This window comes from Cohnella zeiphila (assembly GCF_014212055.1).
Classification (GTDB): Bacteria; Bacillota; Bacilli; order Paenibacillales; family Paenibacillaceae; genus Cohnella; species Cohnella zeiphila.
On the sequence record NZ_JACJVO010000021.1, the window covers coordinates 142037 to 159292 of the forward strand.

At 45.1% G+C, this 17256-nt stretch carries 23 protein-coding genes; 12 read left to right on the top strand and 11 right to left on the bottom strand.

Annotation, left to right across the window (positions count from 1 at the left end; all coding sequences use genetic code 11):
- Positions 1 to 103 precede the first annotated feature (103 nt).
- From H7C18_RS17320 to H7C18_RS17330, 3 genes are read right to left on the bottom strand one after another with little or no spacing between them, the layout of a single operon-like run.
- Complete coding sequence (locus H7C18_RS17320) at positions 104 to 535, bottom strand: DUF3888 domain-containing protein (protein WP_238357761.1); 432 nt, start codon at positions 533 to 535, stop codon at positions 104 to 106.
- A 10-nt stretch (positions 536 to 545) separates the two neighbouring features.
- Positions 546 to 1160, bottom strand: coding sequence for a hypothetical protein (locus H7C18_RS17325; RefSeq protein ID WP_185130344.1), 615 nt, complete (start codon positions 1158 to 1160; stop codon positions 546 to 548).
- A complete protein-coding gene (locus tag H7C18_RS17330; RefSeq protein ID WP_273386997.1) occupies positions 1114 to 1296 on the bottom strand; it encodes an alpha/beta-type small acid-soluble spore protein in 183 nt (60 codons plus the stop codon). The genes H7C18_RS17325 and H7C18_RS17330 overlap by 47 nt, the downstream gene beginning before the upstream one ends.
- A 230-nt stretch (positions 1297 to 1526) precedes the next feature.
- On the opposite strand from H7C18_RS17330, the gene H7C18_RS17335 reads away from it, so the two are divergent.
- Genes H7C18_RS17335 through H7C18_RS17345 form a run of 3 tightly spaced genes read left to right on the top strand, consistent with a single transcriptional unit; the run spans position 1527 to position 3455 of the window.
- The gene (locus H7C18_RS17335) at positions 1527 to 1727 is read left to right on the top strand and encodes a hypothetical protein (protein ID WP_185130346.1); all 201 of its coding nucleotides are present in this window, start codon (positions 1527 to 1529) and stop codon (positions 1725 to 1727) included.
- Positions 1717 to 2976, top strand: coding sequence for a DNA polymerase IV (locus tag H7C18_RS17340; protein ID WP_185130347.1), 1260 nt, complete (start codon positions 1717 to 1719; stop codon positions 2974 to 2976). The genes H7C18_RS17335 and H7C18_RS17340 overlap by 11 nt, the downstream gene beginning before the upstream one ends.
- Positions 2973 to 3455, top strand: coding sequence for a YhjD family protein (locus H7C18_RS17345; protein ID WP_185130348.1), 483 nt, complete (start codon positions 2973 to 2975; stop codon positions 3453 to 3455). Before H7C18_RS17340 ends, H7C18_RS17345 begins: the two co-directional genes overlap by 4 nt.
- A gap of 76 nt (positions 3456 to 3531) precedes the next feature.
- Here H7C18_RS17345 and H7C18_RS17350 read toward each other — a convergent pair whose 3' ends face one another.
- Complete coding sequence (locus H7C18_RS17350; protein ID WP_185130349.1) at positions 3532 to 4278, bottom strand: NPCBM/NEW2 domain-containing protein; 747 nt, start codon at positions 4276 to 4278, stop codon at positions 3532 to 3534.
- Positions 4279 to 4484: 206 nt separating this feature from the next.
- Between H7C18_RS17350 and H7C18_RS34835 the strand changes: the two genes are divergently transcribed.
- From H7C18_RS34835 to H7C18_RS17390, 8 genes are all read left to right on the top strand, one after another.
- A complete protein-coding gene (locus H7C18_RS34835) occupies positions 4485 to 4925 on the top strand; it encodes an AbrB/MazE/SpoVT family DNA-binding domain-containing protein (RefSeq protein ID WP_202887112.1) in 441 nt (146 codons plus the stop codon).
- A 12-nt stretch (positions 4926 to 4937) separates the two neighbouring features.
- Positions 4938 to 5456: a hypothetical protein gene (locus H7C18_RS17360; protein ID WP_185130350.1), complete on the top strand. Its 519-nt coding sequence runs from the start codon at positions 4938 to 4940 to the stop codon at positions 5454 to 5456.
- 28 nt (positions 5457 to 5484) lie between these two features.
- Complete coding sequence (locus H7C18_RS17365; RefSeq protein ID WP_185130351.1) at positions 5485 to 6195, top strand: DUF3990 domain-containing protein; 711 nt, start codon at positions 5485 to 5487, stop codon at positions 6193 to 6195.
- Positions 6185 to 6568, top strand: a complete 384-nt coding sequence (locus H7C18_RS17370) for a hypothetical protein (protein ID WP_185130352.1) — start codon at positions 6185 to 6187, stop codon at positions 6566 to 6568. Before H7C18_RS17365 ends, H7C18_RS17370 begins: the two co-directional genes overlap by 11 nt.
- Before the next feature lie 157 nt (positions 6569 to 6725).
- The gene (locus tag H7C18_RS17375) at positions 6726 to 8087 is read left to right on the top strand and encodes a hypothetical protein (protein ID WP_185130353.1); all 1362 of its coding nucleotides are present in this window, start codon (positions 6726 to 6728) and stop codon (positions 8085 to 8087) included.
- 44 nt (positions 8088 to 8131) lie between these two features.
- The gene (locus H7C18_RS17380) at positions 8132 to 8626 is read left to right on the top strand and encodes a hypothetical protein (RefSeq protein WP_185130354.1); all 495 of its coding nucleotides are present in this window, start codon (positions 8132 to 8134) and stop codon (positions 8624 to 8626) included.
- A 615-nt stretch (positions 8627 to 9241) separates the two neighbouring features.
- Positions 9242 to 10633 (top strand): group II intron reverse transcriptase/maturase, encoded by a 1392-nt coding sequence (gene ltrA, locus H7C18_RS17385; RefSeq protein ID WP_185130355.1) that lies wholly within the window; start codon positions 9242 to 9244, stop codon positions 10631 to 10633.
- 595 nt (positions 10634 to 11228) lie between these two features.
- Positions 11229 to 12050, top strand: a complete 822-nt coding sequence (locus tag H7C18_RS17390; RefSeq protein WP_185130356.1) for an alpha/beta fold hydrolase — start codon at positions 11229 to 11231, stop codon at positions 12048 to 12050.
- Between the two features lie 452 nt (positions 12051 to 12502).
- Here H7C18_RS17390 and H7C18_RS17395 read toward each other — a convergent pair whose 3' ends face one another.
- From H7C18_RS17395 to H7C18_RS36040, 6 genes are all read right to left on the bottom strand, one after another.
- On the bottom strand, positions 12503 to 12964 hold the full coding sequence (locus tag H7C18_RS17395; RefSeq protein ID WP_185130357.1) for a GNAT family N-acetyltransferase: 462 nt from the start codon (positions 12962 to 12964) through the stop codon (positions 12503 to 12505).
- A 114-nt stretch (positions 12965 to 13078) separates the two neighbouring features.
- Positions 13079 to 13429 carry a hypothetical protein gene (locus H7C18_RS17400; protein ID WP_185130358.1) on the bottom strand — a complete coding sequence of 117 codons (351 nt, stop codon included), beginning with the start codon at positions 13427 to 13429 and terminating at the stop codon, positions 13079 to 13081.
- Positions 13430 to 13675 carry a hypothetical protein gene (locus H7C18_RS17405; RefSeq protein ID WP_185130359.1) on the bottom strand — a complete coding sequence of 82 codons (246 nt, stop codon included), beginning with the start codon at positions 13673 to 13675 and terminating at the stop codon, positions 13430 to 13432.
- Positions 13676 to 13867: 192 nt separating this feature from the next.
- Positions 13868 to 14425 carry a hypothetical protein gene (locus tag H7C18_RS17410; protein ID WP_185130360.1) on the bottom strand — a complete coding sequence of 186 codons (558 nt, stop codon included), beginning with the start codon at positions 14423 to 14425 and terminating at the stop codon, positions 13868 to 13870.
- A 201-nt stretch (positions 14426 to 14626) separates the two neighbouring features.
- Positions 14627 to 14797, bottom strand: coding sequence for a hypothetical protein (locus H7C18_RS17415; protein ID WP_185130361.1), 171 nt, complete (start codon positions 14795 to 14797; stop codon positions 14627 to 14629).
- 140 nt (positions 14798 to 14937) lie between these two features.
- A complete protein-coding gene (locus H7C18_RS36040) occupies positions 14938 to 15168 on the bottom strand; it encodes a DUF6199 family natural product biosynthesis protein (RefSeq protein ID WP_420481866.1) in 231 nt (76 codons plus the stop codon).
- 551 nt (positions 15169 to 15719) lie between these two features.
- Here H7C18_RS36040 and H7C18_RS17420 point away from each other — a divergent pair.
- A complete protein-coding gene (locus H7C18_RS17420; protein ID WP_185130362.1) occupies positions 15720 to 16337 on the top strand; it encodes a recombinase family protein in 618 nt (205 codons plus the stop codon).
- Between the two features lie 513 nt (positions 16338 to 16850).
- Here the strand turns inward: H7C18_RS17420 and H7C18_RS17425 are convergent.
- Complete coding sequence (locus H7C18_RS17425; protein WP_185130363.1) at positions 16851 to 17210, bottom strand: Rossmann-fold NAD(P)-binding domain-containing protein; 360 nt, start codon at positions 17208 to 17210, stop codon at positions 16851 to 16853.
- Positions 17211 to 17256: the final 46 nt, after the last annotated feature.

The following is a 17256-nucleotide window of genomic DNA, read 5'->3' on the forward strand; positions in this document are numbered from 1 at the left end:
CCTCAAAGACAGTATGGCACGAAAAAAGCACGTGCTCAAGATCCTTGAGCAGACCATTTCCTGGGGATGTCGTACTGAGGACAGAACTTGTAATTCACAGCTTTTATTTTAAAAGATACAGATAATTTGAAGGGAAATCATTTCTGTCAGGACCTTTAATATGTTCGAACTTAAGGAGCTTTACGTTAACTGTCGGGGAAATTTCAAATATAAATCGATCCTTACCAACAACAATATGCGGCCCCACAGTAGGGGTAGCTTCAAGTGTGATAAGAAAGTCATAACCTCGAAATCCGTTTAATCGTTCAACGTGTTCAATATCAATATAATACGGGAACAGATCTGGAGTCGTTTTTAGATGTTTAGAGTACTCTTCGCCAAGTGTTTCCCTCATATCTGGCAGTAAAAAAAGTATGAGCATTTCTTGGAGCTGTAATTCCCTTGAATCATCAGTTGGCTTACTTACTAAGGCAGATGCAACGCAAGGCCAAAAAAACAAAGCAAGCATGTGTAAAATTAAAAGCTTCCTGAACATCATAACACCTTCATTTTATTGTTTTCGCAAGATCAACCATTATTTGTTCGGGTAGTTCCACACTCTCCATTTCCACGTAAGTGCCATTTTGTATCCAGCGTAAATACCCTCCCGTTTCACGGTTTGCCCATGGTTCGAAATAAGCCTGGGTCTTGTTAATACGAACCTTTTTACCTCGAGGAATAAACTTAAAATCCTCTTCAATCATTCTAGTCGTCGTAGTATGGTTCCGAATATCGACAATCGTTTCTGTTCGCATTTCCTTATAGCCGGATGCTTTGTGCTCATCAAGACTAAAAACGAATTTCTGGCTGTATTTATCGAAGTAATGGATTCTGGCTCTAGAGACAGGCTGACCAGGATCTAACGGATAGGGAACCTTAATTTCAGCCGTGTAAGAGGGGTTCTCAAGGGTCTGGAGCTTGAAGGTCGCAACTTCTTTTAGATCATCCAACTGATCACTTGATGTCGTCATCGTTAAAACAAGGGAAAGCAATGAAAGCAAATTCAACAAGCAAATCTCCTCCAATCCTGTACCAAAAAGAAGAGCAGAGGCAACGTTCCTCTGCTCTTTTCGTTTATCTCCAGTTGCTTTGCTGGTTCCAATTGCTTTGCTGGCCAGCAAGCTGTTGCTCGGCCATTTGTACAAGGCGGCGGGTGATGTTGCCGCCGATCCGGCCGGCATCGCGAGTCAGCATGTTGCCGTAGTAGCCATCTTGTGAGAATTGGATTCCAAGCTCTTGAGCAACTTCTGTTTTCATCTGGTTCAGCGCAGCGCGAGCTTGCTGAACGACCAATTCGTTATTGCGATCGTTAGCTGCCAATGTTTATCACCTCCGCGATTTGATCGTATTTTGCTTCCCCGAACTGCCTCCTATTCAAAAACTTACCGGCTCAGGAAAGTAATCCGAAAGGAATAAATTGACCTCTTGATGAGAACAATAGTTCGTATTAAACTTAGAACAAATGTTCCCATCGGAGGGCGAGTAAAATGTCCATTGAAAAGTATGTCGGGCGGTTGGTCCGCGTGGTGTACATGGATAGAAGCCAGCATTTCAGTATGCGAACGATTCGGATTGTTCAGATCAAGAATGGCACGGTCCGGGCGATTGATGTAGAGAAGGGACTGCCAAGAAGCTTCAGGACAGATCGCATTCTAGCGGTGGAGCCGGTGATGCTCCATGCCTCCTGAGCGCACCATATTTTTAATCGATGGCCAATCTTTTTACGCGAGCGTCGAAAAGGCTGCCCATCCTGAGTACCGAGATAAGCCAGTAGCGGTTGGGGATCCGGCACGGCGAAACGGCATCATCCTGGCTGCTTGTCCAATTGCAAAAGCACGAGGCGTAACGACGGCGGAACGAGTGGGTGAGGCCCTCGCGAAATGTCCGGATCTAGTGGTGATTCGCCCGCGTATGCAGCGTTACATTACGATTTCGCTTCTCATAACGGAGATATTCGAGTCCGTCTCGGACCAGGTAGAGCCCTTCAGTATCGATGAGCAGTTTATCGACGTGACTGGGTCGATTTCATCGTTTGGTTCCCCCGAAGAAATTGCGAAAATGCTTCAGTCCCGTATCATGCTTGCAACAGGGGTTTGGTCCCGGTGCGGGATTGGGCCAACCAAGATCCTGGCCAAGATGGCAACGGACAATTTCGCTAAAAAAAGGCCGGATGGTATTTATAAACTGGGTCCAGAAAACATCGAGTATGACCTCTGGCCATTGCCGGTGCATCAAATGTTTATGGTTGCAAGCCGCATGACGAGGCATTTCATCCGGATGGGACTGCCCACGATCGGTGATATCGCTCGCCTTGAGCTCGGCGAATTCAAGCGGCGGATGCGCCGGGAAATGGGGAAACAGTCAGATATCCAGGCCGAATACTACTGGCAAACAGCACGAGGCATCGATCCGAGTCCGGTTGTACCATCCATTCGTGGCGCCTTGAAGTCAGTAAGTCACGGCAAGGCACTTCGAGCTAATTTGTATACGCGCCGAGAAGACATTGAAGTTGTTTTGCTGGAGCTTGTGGTGGAGGTATGCCGGCGAGCGCGGAGGCTAGGTTACCAGGGCCGTGTTGTTTCGGTCGGAGCGATGGAGACGAATGGAGAGCGTGTAACAGGATTTGGTCGCCAAATGACGCTGTCGCAACCCAGTTCATTAACGCATGAGGTCGCCGCTGCAGCTTGCAAGCTCTTTGAGAAGTACTGGTCGGGCTTACCTGTAGGCCGGCTCTACATTGCATTAACGGAACTCTCCAGTGACGAGACCTATCAGCTTACCCTTTTTGATAATCGACCTGAAGCGTATGCGCTGGAGCGAGCGACTGATGCCATAAAAGAGCGGTATGGTGATGCTGCTATTCTAAGGGGATCGTCCTTATTATCGTCTGGAGTTGCCCGTGAGCGAGCTGGGCAGATTGGAGGACATTTCAAATGAATAAGCTGTCCGGTAATGAACGCTGGAAGTCCAAGATGCTTCTGACCGAGCATCAAGAGCAGTATCCGTCACGAAATGAACCAATGATTAAAGGCCGACCGACCACCGATGAAGTGACGATGATTAGAGATTACATCATGTTACCCCATATGCTTACCATGACGGACCGCGCTTATCAAGACATTTTACGGTCCTCCAATATTTTCAAAAGTTACTTTGCAGCGATGACACAGCTGATCATGGACAGGATCACATCGGATCTGGCGTCCTTGCGACGCGATTTACGGTCGCGGAACATCAAGGTGGTCGAATCTGAGACCCAGGACGACATCATTTACCATAAATATTATTGCCGCGGATACGAGGACAGGTTCGGGATTGTTCGTGAAGTGTTGAGGTCCCAAATTTCCATAAGACTTGCCCAATATGCTTCAGAATTACTCAAGAAAGGGGAGAGCGAGAAATCCAAGAATGAATGAGCGGCGAGGGGGAAATTAAACACTTGTCGCATTTATGTAAAAAGGGTTGGCGATGCCAACCCTTTTTTGAACTGAATTATTGGAACAGTTTAGGTTCAACAAGGTCGATTGACTCTTTACCATCGTCAGTAAAGCTAAATTCAATTTTTAGCTTTGCGACGCCTTCAACATTAACATTAAATGGGATTGCGTGATTTCCACCAACTAAATCGTCACTCTTATAGAGTTCTTGGTCGTCACCATAAATGGTCACAAACCCAAAGGAGGCTGAGTCCTTTGTATAATCGTCAATTCCCACATAACCAGTCAATTTAGAATATTTGTCGTCCAAATTATAATAAATCGTGCCTGTTTCACCCGTATATGCGCGTCCTAAATCCACTGCGAGACCATGATCGTAGGTTTCCCCAGCAATTTCAAATTTACCATCTATGTGATAGCTAGAGTTTTTCCACTTATTAATATAAAATTGCTCAAAACCTCGAATCGGATTGCTCGCAACTCCTTCAGCATGGGCGTAGTCTAGATCCGACAAGTATGTAGACTCACCTTCTTTTTTTCCAATCCATATCGTCTTCGTTTTGCCTTCATACTGAACTTCTTTTCCGGTTGCTTCAGCAGCAAATCGCAGGGGGACAAAGGTAGTGCCCTGATAAATAAATGCTTGACCTGAAGTCGGTTGTTTTTGAATTCCATCCACCATAAACTTAAAGTTATCTATTGTGACTTCAATACTTTTTGAGCTCGCGGCATAAATGGTTCCGCCTGTTACCATCGTACCTAAAAGCAGTCCAGCAACTAACCCCTTGACTTTGTCTTTCATACAGCCACCCCCGAAGTTATTGTATCCAGTAGTATTTATCGGCAGCTTCTAGGAAATTTTAACCTGATTAAGTGCTTTCCCCCTCTATCCAAAACAGTCTTTTGATTTATAGTTGAAAGTTGAGCTGAATTACCTTAGAATCCGTTATTTTGAAAATCTTTTTCATGTATACTGAAATTAATCCTTACAAAAGGGAGCTGATTTACATGAGTCAAGCCAAAGACAGGCGTCTCCCATCGAATGCAGAATCAATGAAATTGCTGCTTGTTAGAATTATGGAAGAATCTTTGAGCAGTATGGAAAGAGTCCGTGACCGAGAATGGCTTCTTCGCCAAATCAATTACTTTAAAAATCCGAAGCAGATAAATGGCCAGGTCCGACATATAAAACCCACAGGAATGGTGCGAAACCTGGATCCTCTTGGACGTGTCGTTTTGCCTAAGGAATTGCGCAAAACGATTGGGATATCGGGAAAAGACCCTGTAGAGATGTACACGGAAGGTGATTGGATTGTTCTCGAGAAGGCAGAAGGCGTCGCCACCAGATGTGCCGCTTGTCATTCTCAAGAAGACTTAAACCAATTTAAATCAATATATCTTTGCGAAAGTTGTATAGGTGAACTCTTTGATACGGTTGAAGTCGAGTAGGAGGGCGATTCTTTGAAAAATAAGGTTTTAACGCAAAAACAATGGGATCAAGAATTCGAAAAGAACAGCAGAGCTATTATGCCTTTTGAGAAATGGAAGGCTCTCCCCGATAAGAGTTTAAAACGTGAACTTATTAGAGCATGGCGCAAGCAATTCACGGACAAGTCGATCCGGGAAACCTGGGATATGAAGTTCTCCAAATATTATTATTATTTAAAAACCGTGGATCTGAAGGGTGCCGGAGGAGATATCGATCCGGTTGATCGGCCAGAGAATTCGAAAGCAACATCCCCTGAAGAAAAGATAATTGAAGCAGAGTGGACCGTAATTGAAGAGGAGAAGGAAAATAGCAAGGCCTTAGTGGTTAGTGGTGGCGCAGACGCAGCAGAACAGCTAATTGGAAGTCTCATTATGTCATTCCGAGAAACTGGCACGCCGGAACGTATTATGAAGCGTCTGAAAGCTATTGCAGCGAACCTCGAGCTTGAGGAAGATGATCTTGAGCTAAATATCCAAGTATGGCGTCGCTGAGTATGATAAAATAAAGGTGGAAACGCTCGTGGCACAGTTCGATGTAAAAATCACGCTGCCCAATCAAGTATTCCATGGGACGCAGATGAAGGCCATTCCGGGAATAAGACAAAAGCCCATTAACAAAGCCTACTGCAGAGCCAACAAAGACTTCGGTTCGGGGTTTTACACGACGATCGATCTTTACCAGGCCACGAGATGGGCGCGAAAGTCCATCGATGATGTTATTGCCTTCAATCGAAAGATGGGGCAGCCGCTGATCTCCAACATCTCCGAAGGCGAACTTCCTGCTGTGGCGGTACTAAATTGTGAACCAGATGGAAACAATTTAGATATACCGGTTCATGATTTTCGTGCAGAAAGCAAGGAATGGGCAGATTTCATTTTAAAGCACCGGTTCGACAGCTCCAATGTCTCATGCAATTGTTCGCTTCACCCCGATATTGTGTGCGGGGTAATGGCTGACAATAACACCGGTGATATTATTGCCAAATTCAGAAAAGAAAACCGTCAAATTGATAATCCAGCCGACCTGAAGTGGTTTTGGGAACGGATAACGCTCTCGCAAGAAGGAAGACGGCTTATCGGATTGGAGCTCGGTGATCAAATTGCTTTCTTAAATGAAGACTTAAACGAAATGCTGACGGTTAAAGGATATTATAAATATAATTTGTCAAAGCGTATTGATGTAGTGACTCCCCAAAACTATACGGAGGAGTGGGACTATTATGAAAACTAAAGCGACCAAATCACTTTATGCTCATGCGGTTATGAATGAAATCCGTAAGAAACTTGATCTTGATGAAAAAGAAGCCACGTCCTTCTTACTTCGGTATTATCGGCCGCTGAAAAGAACGTGGGGGCAAGAACCGAATCCAGAAGAATTTGCCGAAAAGGCCATCCGATTAGATCAGCTTGTAAAGAGCAGCCAAGCGAACTCGGATGATCGAGCCGGAAGGGTAAAGGTGCCGTCCGTTAAAGTAACATATAACGTTGGAAAGCCGGTAATCGGAAACAGTCCGAATATCCAAGTTCAAGTCACACAGAAAATGATTAAACGATTGAAAGATCGCAGATATGCCTATGCGCATCTTCATAAGCATCAACAATAAGAAGCCTTTTGATCTGAAGGCTTCTTTTTTTTGTCGTGAGCTCCTCAGAAATAAAAAGCAAGAGTGTTAAGTTAATCGACAGAATTATGTGGTAAAAAATGGGTGGAAATGATATCGTTAGTGTAAGCGAAGGGATTAAAAAAAAGGATGATAGAAAATGGAACTATCGACGCTGCTCACCCAAGATATTTATATTGAAGATGAACGTTGGGACCTGCAAAACAAGGGCTTGTCGTGGCACGAAATAGAGGCCCAGTTAAACTCTAAATATAGGGAAAGCTCTAAAAAGCGGCTCTTCCGTTGCAAATGTTGCAATGCGACAACCTTTCTCGTGCTGAGTGAGAGCAAAGCCTGTTGTTTTAAACATGAAAGCAAGGATGAATGTGCGGGCTCACGTAATTATACAACTTATGTAAGTGCCACCAATCGGAATGAGCATCCAAAGCATCGAGTAGGCAGAGCCATTATTAAAGATCAACTTTTGATTAATCTCACACGCCATGGAGCTGTAATCAAGGAAGGGTACTTGTCAAAAACGGAGCTCAAGTTTGTACCTGATTTTATCGTGGAATGGCCAGGTGACGAAACATGGACTATTGACTACGTTACCGGCACAAGAAGCGATCAATATCAGCGATACTTGAGGAATAAGCAAAAAGCATATGCAGAAAACGGTTATAAAGCATACTTTCTATTTGATTCTAGCCAGTTTGCGCGGCATCCAGATAAGGATGCAATAGCACTTAGCCCTGGAGAACAGGGTTCTCTTAGTTTCTTGTCTCGGGACTCATCGCGGGAATCTCTGATTCGTGAAATTCATAATCGAGTAGGAATAGACTATCTTGTTCAAGATCCTAAGCTTACGTTAAAAGAATTCCAAGTACAAAAACTTCTGTATGTAAGTGATTCATTCGAAGGCACTTTGTTCTTTGTGAGTCAGCTGCAGACGAAGCCTGATCAACCTTCAAAGAGGGAAATTCCGGATGGCTGGTACCAAGTCATTGGTGGAGAAAAATCCATATCGCTTGATGCTTTATTTTTATATAACAAGAACATGAACGGGTTTTACTGGGAATTCCTAAATTTATCCGATGTGGAACGAGATCAAATCATTCAAACAGTGAATGATCGATATCAACTCGCGCAACGAGAAACTGAAGAAAGAGAGCTTCAATTAAAAATTGCCAGACAGAAGCAACAACAGGAACAAGAACAGCAGGCAAAGGCTGAAAGAGAATGGAACTACGTGCATTATCAAGATCAAATCTATGTGGAATCGAAGTCGAAAAAAATGGCGTTCAATCCTTATCAAGTTAAAGAACTTACCCCCTATATTAAAGTTGTTGAGTTAATGAAACGGTCAGAAGTATTAAAATCCAGTCCAGGATTTCTAGAACGAATTCGAGAATGTGAAGAAGATTTTCAAGTGTTTAGGGAAACAGGGATCATGCCTGATCGTACACCCCCCTTAATTAGTATGATGATGAATGCAATGGACATTAAAGAAATACCGTCCTGAGAAATCGGCAGGAAAAAGTAATATAGTGAATAGGAGCGTACTGTATGACTGTAAGAGTGGACTTAGATTGGGATGGACCGTATAAATTAAGCCAGTTGGCTTCGATTAGTGATGTATCAAAGGACTACGGTATTTATCAAATTTACGGCCATCATCCGATTTATGGGCCAAATGTTCTTCTATATGTCGGCCTTGCCAGTAGACAAACCTTTGGAACAAGAATTGCCCAAGAAGGTTGGGAGCAGAATAAAGATTCAAAGAATGTAGAGGTTTACGTAGGGCGATTGTGCGGTGCAAGCACCCCATCTGATGACGAATGGGATAGATTGATTAAGCTTACCGAAAAACTATTAATCTTTTCGCACACGCCGGCTGCTAATCAATCAAATATAGGCTCGATACCTTTTGCTGCGTTAGAGGAACTCCATATCTTTAATTGGGGGAATCATAGGAGTCTTTCAGCTGAGGTGTCCGGGTTGCGATGGTGTACCGACACTGAATTACGTCATTTTATTTATGTTGGCGAAGAATCACTTTGAAGAGGAATTTGATCGATTCGAAGAATGTCCTTGTGGGAAAAGAGCCTCGTTTGCAAACGTATAACTTGAGGAAATCACCAGAGTCAATTTAGAACAGTCTTTGAAGAATGCCACTTCTTTTCGATTTAGGCGAATATAAGAAATTTAATAAGAGTATAAACAGGGCACAGAATATGTATTCTGTGCCCTGTTTCTTCGTACGCCCAGCATGGGCGTCATCTTTAGGGTGAAAGTCCCGAACGGGGGCTGGCGAGCGCCTACCGTAGCCAAGGGCAAGGGTGTCGGCCGCGAGGCCGAATCTGAAGGAAGCCGGAGGCAAATGCACGGGCCAAGGTACACGAACCTAATTCGAGGCAGCGTCAGTCGGATGAGTCTCCTAGACAAGACGAAATCCAAAGCCGCCAAGGGCTGGAGCTGTAAACTTAGGTGGTCGCGGGCAGACAGATGACGTTCTTATCTGGGGAGGCCTGTGGGACGTAAAAAAAAAATGCGAAGTCATTTCGTAACCGCAACCGGGAGGTTGCGCTGAACCCACAGGAGTCAGCAGAGGTCATAGTACGCAAGTACGGGACGCCGGAAAGCGGAAGGACCGAACCGAAAGGAGAGAGGAAACCGATGCGTTCGCGCGATGAGCAAAGACAGCCGAATATCCCGCAAGGGAGCTTACTGCAAAGAGAAGCGGTGAAGCCGCCAGGGTATGCAGAAGCGCCGAGTTCAACGCCGGCACCAATCGTCCCTTCCTCTCGCGAAGCAAGTGGCGACTTGCTGGAGCGGATGCTCGGTAGCGCGAACCTCAGGGACGCGTACAAGCGAGTGGTCCAAAACGGAGGAGCGCCCGGTGTGGACGGTGTAACGGTAGCACAGCTACAGGCTTACCTGAAAACGCACTGGGAGTCGGTGAAGACCGAACTCCTCGCGGGAACCTACAGACCTGCGCCCGTCAGACGGGTGGAAATCCCCAAACCCGGAGGCGGCGTACGGCTGCTTGGCATCCCGACCGTGATGGACCGACTGCTTCAGCAAGCGCTTCTGCAAGTGATGAACCCACTTTTCGATGCCGCGTTCTCTCCAAGCAGCTACGGCTTCCGGCCGGGCAAGCGTGCGCACGATGCGGTGCGGCAGGCACAATCCCACATCCAGAGCGGACTGCGCTGGGTGGTAGACATGGACCTGGAGAAGTTCTTTGACCGGGTAAACCACGACAAGCTCATGGCCAGAGTGGCACGTAAGGTGACGGACAAACGCGTCCTGAAGCTGATTCGCGCCTATCTGAATGCCGGCGTCATGGAAAACGGGGTTTGTCAGCGAACGGAGGAGGGGACGCCGCAAGGCGGACCGCTTAGTCCGCTGCTGGCGAACATCCTGTTGGACGACCTGGACAAGGAGTTAACGCGCAGAGGACTGCACTTCGTCCGCTATGCGGACGATTGCAACATCCTCGTGGCAAGCAAGCGCGCCGGAGAACGCGTCATGGCGTCGGTGATTCGCTTTGTAGAAGGAAAACTAAGACTGAAAGTGAACCGGGAAAAGAGCGCGGTAGCAAGACCCTGGGAACGCAAGTTTCTAGGGTTTAGCTTCATGAACCACAGGCAGGCGACGATTCGATTGGCACCAAAGACGATTTCGCGGTTCAAGGACAAGGTCCGGGAACTGACGAACCGTACGCGATCTATGCCGATGGAGGAACGGATAAGCCGGCTAAACCGCTATACGATGGGTTGGCTGGGCTACTTCCGACTGGCTGCCGCGAAGAAACACCTCGAGCAATTCGACGGTTGGATTCGCAGGAGGCTGCGCATGTGCCTGTGGAAGCAATGGAAGCGAGTGCGAACGCGGATCCGTGAACTAAGGGCATTGAAAGTACCTGAGTGGGCCTGTTATGTCATGGCCAACTCCCGGCGAGGCTCTTGGGAAATGTCCCGGAACGTAAACAACGCCCTTCCGACCTCCTATTGGGAGGCGAAAGGGCTGAAAAGTCTGCTTACTCGTTACTTGCAGCTTTGTTAACCTTTTGGAACCGCCGTATGCGGACCCGCATGTACGGTGGTGTGAGAAGACGGGGGTTAGTCGCCCCCTCTTACTCGATTGTCCGCAACTGCTAAGTGTTGCGTTCCCAATTGCTTAAACTCCCTGTTGAGGCTTGGCCATCGTCGCGGCGGCTGGCTGGATCGTCAACTGGAGACGGATAGCGCGCAAATTCCGAAGGCAACCCGCTGGCGTAGTTTCTCGAACGCCTGAGTGCCGTCTTGGCCAGGCGCAACTGGCCGGTCGATTTTCAGTACAGTTGCATGCAGATCCTGAAGACGGCCGGCGCCGGCGCTCAACTAACGTCTTCGTTAGCGGAATAACTTTACGTGAAGTTACGGTCCACCTCAACTCCATCCCCATTTCAAAATCTATTTCTTGACGACTATCCCCGTTGCAAACAATTTGATCGCCCGCAACGTAGGTCCGTGCACTAAACACGGAATTGCCGCCAGGACGATCGAATTCGGCCTGCAGCTTGGCGATACTCCGATGCGTTTTGTTCACATTTAGTTCATGCATAGAAGGTAACTTTGTTTCATGAACTAAAATAATATTGATGAAGGAGCAATAGATTATGTCCAATAAAGAGATGCCGCTCACATCGGGGAATGTCATATCCGCGGACGGAACGGCTATCGGATATTTAACACTAGGCAGCGGACCTGCGCTGGTCATTGTTCACGGTACATTCCGTGAGGCTGGGAATTACGAAACACTTGCCCGCACGCTTTCCACTTCCTTTACAGTCTATGTCTTGAACCGCCGGGGACGCGGCAGCAGCGGACCGCAAGGCCCCGACTATGGATTACATAAAGAGCGGGAAGATCTTGTCGCGCTATTGCAAAAAACCGGCTCGGAGCTCCTCTTCGGCCACAGCTACGGGGGTTTGGTAGCCCTTGAGACGGCAATCTCCTATCCGTTAAAAAAAGTCGCCGTGTACGAGCCGCCCATCTCCACTGACATGTTTTCGATCAAATGGATTCCAGCTTACGAGAGTGCGCTCGCCGAGCGAAACTATGGGAAGGCGCTGCAGTTATTCTTTAAGGGGCTTTCCACTCAGGACATTCCCGACGATCATTTGGAAGCGTTCGGGCACATAACGGAGCAACCTGAATGGTCTTCTATGGCTCGCCTTCTACCTTCCCTCCCAAACGAGGTCAGATCTGCTTATCAGGCGGCATCCGGGCTAAAGCGATACGAGGCAATCTCGGCTGAAACGCTGATGATGAGCGGCTCGGAGAGCACCGTTTTCAATCAAGCGGCTACCGTTCGCGAGTTTGGGAAGCTAATTCATCGGCTCCACTACATCGTACTGCCCGGACTTGAACACAACGCGCCCGATATGCATGCTCCTGAACAGATAGCGTCGCAGCTAACACGTTTCTTCTTGGAGTAGCAGCACTCTCTGTTTCACACGGATTGGAATGCTGTTCTGCCCGTTAGTTGAACAGCCTGCCGGATCACGCCGGCAGGCTGAAAAATTGAATTATCGTTTCCCGTTAACGTAATCCCAACAATTCTTTATCAATGCAATAGCAATTATGATAACACCAATTATAAGGAATAGTGGTACAAAAATGTTATCACTGAATGCCGGCATAGTAGGGTTTGGTACGTTTCCAGACATTCGTCCCGCATAAAAACCCGCGAGTGTGATATTTTCAGCAATATAAACGATAGCTCGTTCTATCGTATAGATTAGTCCTGATACTATTATGAATAGTGCTCCAATTACATAAACAATTCGTCCCCTCACATTTATCCTCCTTAATCCATTTTTCGCCATAAAGACGATAACTGTATACTAACATATATTGGAACTAAACGTACCCGTTTGTTCAACATCGATCAGACACTCTTATATACAAATTCACGATATCCCGAGAACCCTTGTTTTTTGTAAAAGTTCTTGGCAACTTCATTGTTAGCCCAGTAATCCAATTCTACGGTTTCAATGCTCTGTTCTCGTGCTAAGTCATATATGTAGTTCATTAATGCCGTTCCATATCCCCTTCGCTTTTGGCCATTCACTATGCTTATTTGATGGACAAACAACGCTTGACGTGCTTTAGTGAAGGCGTTTTGATGATAATTTCTCAACTCCACCCATGCATATCCAAGCGGTTCATTAGCATCTTCTAGAAGCAGAAAAATAAATAAATCGTTTTTTACCAAACTCTCAAATGAATCCCGAATTGCCTCGTAGTTGTATTCTGTAAAATACTGCGGGTATAAGGATACATGCAATTCGTGTATGGGCTTATTCAAGGATGTAATCAACTCAAAATCTGTTGTTCGAGTGATGTTCATATTCATTACTCCTAACGTTCTTAATTGTGTGACAATTGAATTCTACTGCCAGTTACTTCAGTAAACCAAAAAGGAGTCGCAGCTACGACTCCTACGCTATTGTTCCCCGTTAGTTTAATCTCCTTGCGTACTTTTTTCCAAAACAGGGTACCATTTTAAATCCTCAGATCTAATATGATTTGTTTCAGGATAGCGGTATTCATAAAGAACCTTTCCATATTCATTAAAAGCCTTTGCATTAAAATCATTCCATGGGAATGATTTATCCCAATAAAATGTAATTGGTACATTTAACTCTGCTTTCTTTGTTAATCTGTTCCCACTAGGTCCAACCTCTAAATAAGATACTTGGGGATCATTCAATAAAACGCTCAGAACGGTCGCCGTTCTGCCTTTGTCATCCGTATATATTATTCCGCCTATTGTTTTAATGGGGTCCTCGTTATGAAAATAATACGTGGACATTCATGAAACCCATAAAAAACCAAATGATTTGAAACTTAATGCTGTAATTGGCTTTTCAGATGAATCGAATATTAAAACTTTTCCCCACGGATATTCAACTTCATCTAATAAAACTGAATCTTTTGGTATAAATGAGTTCGCTCTGGCAGCACCTGATGCGTCTAATCTGTACCCGCCTAAATAAAAAAATAATGTGATCAATAACAATAAAATTACAAAAGCAATCCCTAGTCTAATTTTCGTCATTATTTCCCTCCAAGCACTACCAAGCTCTAATGACAACCGGAACAGATACGAATCCGTAGAAAGCATGGTTCACAATACATGTTCATTACTACTTATAATCTAACGTGGATTTTATTCCCAAACTACCCTGCCTTTTAGCATAATGGCCTGCGGATCACGCCGGCAGGCTTTTGGAGTATCTTAACGTACCCGTTAGCTTAAAGCATCATTGGTAAATAGTTGGATCTGATTAAAACATTTTGCTTTTAGAATATGACAATTGATCGAACTAATATTATTTAGCAACTCCTTTGTTTTTGCTATCAATTCTGTCTCTAATTCATTCCAAAGTATCTTCTCGTTGATAATTTCCTCTTTCTCGGCATTCACGAAGAATTCGGAATTGGTTTGAACAGGGGTGTTCACTGAGTTAACAATGTTTAGCTTACTAACGATTAATTCATTTTCTTTTCTAATGAATTCAAGCCAAGTCCAAGGGTTTTCAATGTACTTTAGTGCCACATAGTTGCTTTTTTGAAGCTCTGAATATGCTTCGATAAGAAGATCAAAATGTGTAAGTATTAATTCAGAATAGATTCGTTTCGTCTCTAATTTCATCTCACGAGACGGGAATGGCAAATACTCAATACCATTTATGCTCAAAGTAAAACAACCATAAATTTGATTAAACTCTTTTGTAAAAGTCTGAATATCAATTGTTTGAAGTTCGGAAATATCATCTTCAAAGATTTCATATTTAATCTCAAACATTCAGATATTCCTCCGAACTTTCATTGCATGATTTACCCCCACTACACTGGCGTAAGACACTTCAATATTATCATAAAATGGAACTATCCTGTCCTTTAGCTGAATGAAAACGGCAGCCGATTGTCTGGTCGGTTGCCGTCCTAATGATTGCTATCGTACCCAGTTAGTCGAAGACAGGTTTCCAGATCCGTTTGCTATTGTTCATTCTTGAACAGGTTTATCTAAAACAACAATTAAAAATGTAGCAACGGGACCCAACAATATTGAAATCAAAAACCAATTAAATCCGCTTCTATTTTTGCCCTGTGCTAAGCCTGCATTTAACAATGCCAGGGTTCCCCACCCTACTACATAACTTCCATCTTGAAACATCGGTTGCTCCCCCTTTACCCGAGATTACTTATTTTCAATTTCGGTATTTTATTCCACTATCCTACCCGTTAGCTGAGCAAAAGAAAAGGAGCTGCTGTGTAGGAGCTCCCTTCACTATCGTTTCCCGTTAGCTTAATCAGTTAATGCAAATATGGTTGGATTAACAATACAAGTCCAATGGCTGCACATATTGCAGTTCCGATTCGAGAAAATACAAAATATGCAGTCGAAGGTTCTCTTGTTGCCTTCCAACCTTGCGTTATGTTCCAAAAGGTTTTGGGTTTGATAGTGGCGAACAATGCAGCTCCAGACCAAAGCACGAGAAAAATGGTTATTATTACGGAAATGACTTTAAGTTCAGGCGGCACCATGTCATCCCCTCCTTAACTTACAGAATAATCCTAATACCTCTAAATTTCAATTTATAACAATATTCAGCTATCCTGCCCGTTAGCTTAACACCGCAACCAGTCCACAATTATATTTGCCCGCATTCTGCTGGAGGCCGCGCCGCCAGCATCGATCGCAGCGCGACTTCGAGCTCCCAGCGAGACGCCTCCGCCTGTCGTCGCCGGCGTTTAAGCGGATCCGGATGCGCATGGCCATGTTCTGCCGGCTATCACTCTGCCGGCAGATCGATCTGCAGCAAGCCAGGTCGTCGCGGTGGTCGGCCGATCGTCAGCTGTAGTTGAGCGGATCCCGCGGTGTCGGCGCAGATCGTAACCAGGTCGATTGCGATTATACGCGCCTGCCCTTATATCTGTAAGGACATCTTCTATGTAGAAAACCGTCTTAAAAAGCATGCTTTTTGAGACGGTCAAAAATCCTCTATATATATCGTCTCAAAATGTACTAAAATATCTTTAGGAACGTTTCACTTATTCGAGTTACTTTTTGAGACGATATAAGGGGAGAGAACCATTTGAAGCTGGCATATGTCCGTGTTTCAGCTAAAGACCAGAATCCAGAGAGACAACTCGTCAAGTTTCGGGAGCTCGGTATCGATGAGCGGTACATTTTTGTTGAAAAGCAGAGTGGTAAGGATTTTGATCGGCCGCGTTATCAGGCGATGCGTTTAATGCTTCGAGAAGGTGACTTGGTCTACATCGACGCTTTAGACCGCTTGGGTCGTGATTATGACGGAATCATTGCTGAATGGAAGGCAATTACAAGAGAAATTAATGCAGACATTGTTTGCCTCGATAACGAAACGTTATTTGATAGCCGGAAATTCAAAACGATGGGCGATTTCGGAAAAGTGATGGAAGATCAATTTTTAAGCTTGCTTGCCTACGTGGCCGAGCAGGAGCGAAAGAAGAATCGACAACGCCAAGCGGAGGGCATTGAAGTTGCGCGAGCTGAAGGAGTATCCTTCGGGAGACCTCGATTGGAAATTAACGCTGTGTTCATGCAGGTTTACGCAAAGTGGAAGGATGGACAAATGACAGCTACGGAAGCAATGAGACAGGCCGGTTTATCGAAACCGACCTTTTATCGACGTGCAAAGGAGTATGAACAACAAGCATTTAAAGAAAATTGATCGGTGGTCTTTGATGGTGGTTAATTGTTATGGAAAAGGACTGTTTTTCCCGTAACGACAGGCTTTATGGCAGGGACAGAATATGTATTCTGTGCCCTGTTCTAATCTGTCCGCAACTGCTAAGTGTTGCGTTCCCAAATGCATAAGACTCCTTGTTGCGGCTTGACCACCGTTGTGGCGGCTGGCCAGATCGTCAACTGGAGACGGATCGCGCGCAAATTCCGAAGGCAACCCACTGGCTCAGTTTCTCGAACGCCTGAGTGCCGTCTTGGCCAGGTGCAGCTGGCCGGTCGATTGTCAGTTCAGCGCTGCATCGCGCCGCGCAGATCCCGAAGACGGCCGGCGCCGGCGCTCAACTAACGTTACCCGTTAGCTTAATCACCTAATTGCAATTTATGATACGGTTCACTTTAATGTATAAGATATAACAAATGAAATGCTGTGGATTACTTATGTCCAAGCTTAGTTACAGCTTGGGCTTTGTGTGCTCGTCAGTGGAGAATATTGAACACCTTATTTCTGATTATATTTTGTCGCAAACGCTTTTGCATATTCTTTCAATTTTGTTTTGCCTAAAGTTGGGCGGTTTTTGTAATAATCTTCATACAGTTTACCTGTACGACCCGCCACACCCATTTCCACAAAACCATTTACCATTTGCTCATTCATACCTCTTTTTAGCATGGCATTTGCGAGCATTTTATCTGAGATTTCTCCATGTTTCAAATAGGGTTTACCGATTGCTTCACCTAATATTTTGGCGACCTCATTGGAGGTAAGTTCCTCACTGGCTATATATCGAACGGTTCTGCCATCAAAAGGTTTTTCCATCTCTTCAAGAATGGCAGTAGCAATATCAGTTGGAGAGACCATTAGGTTGATGACTTCACCGCCATAGTGCTGCTATTTTGCTATCGTA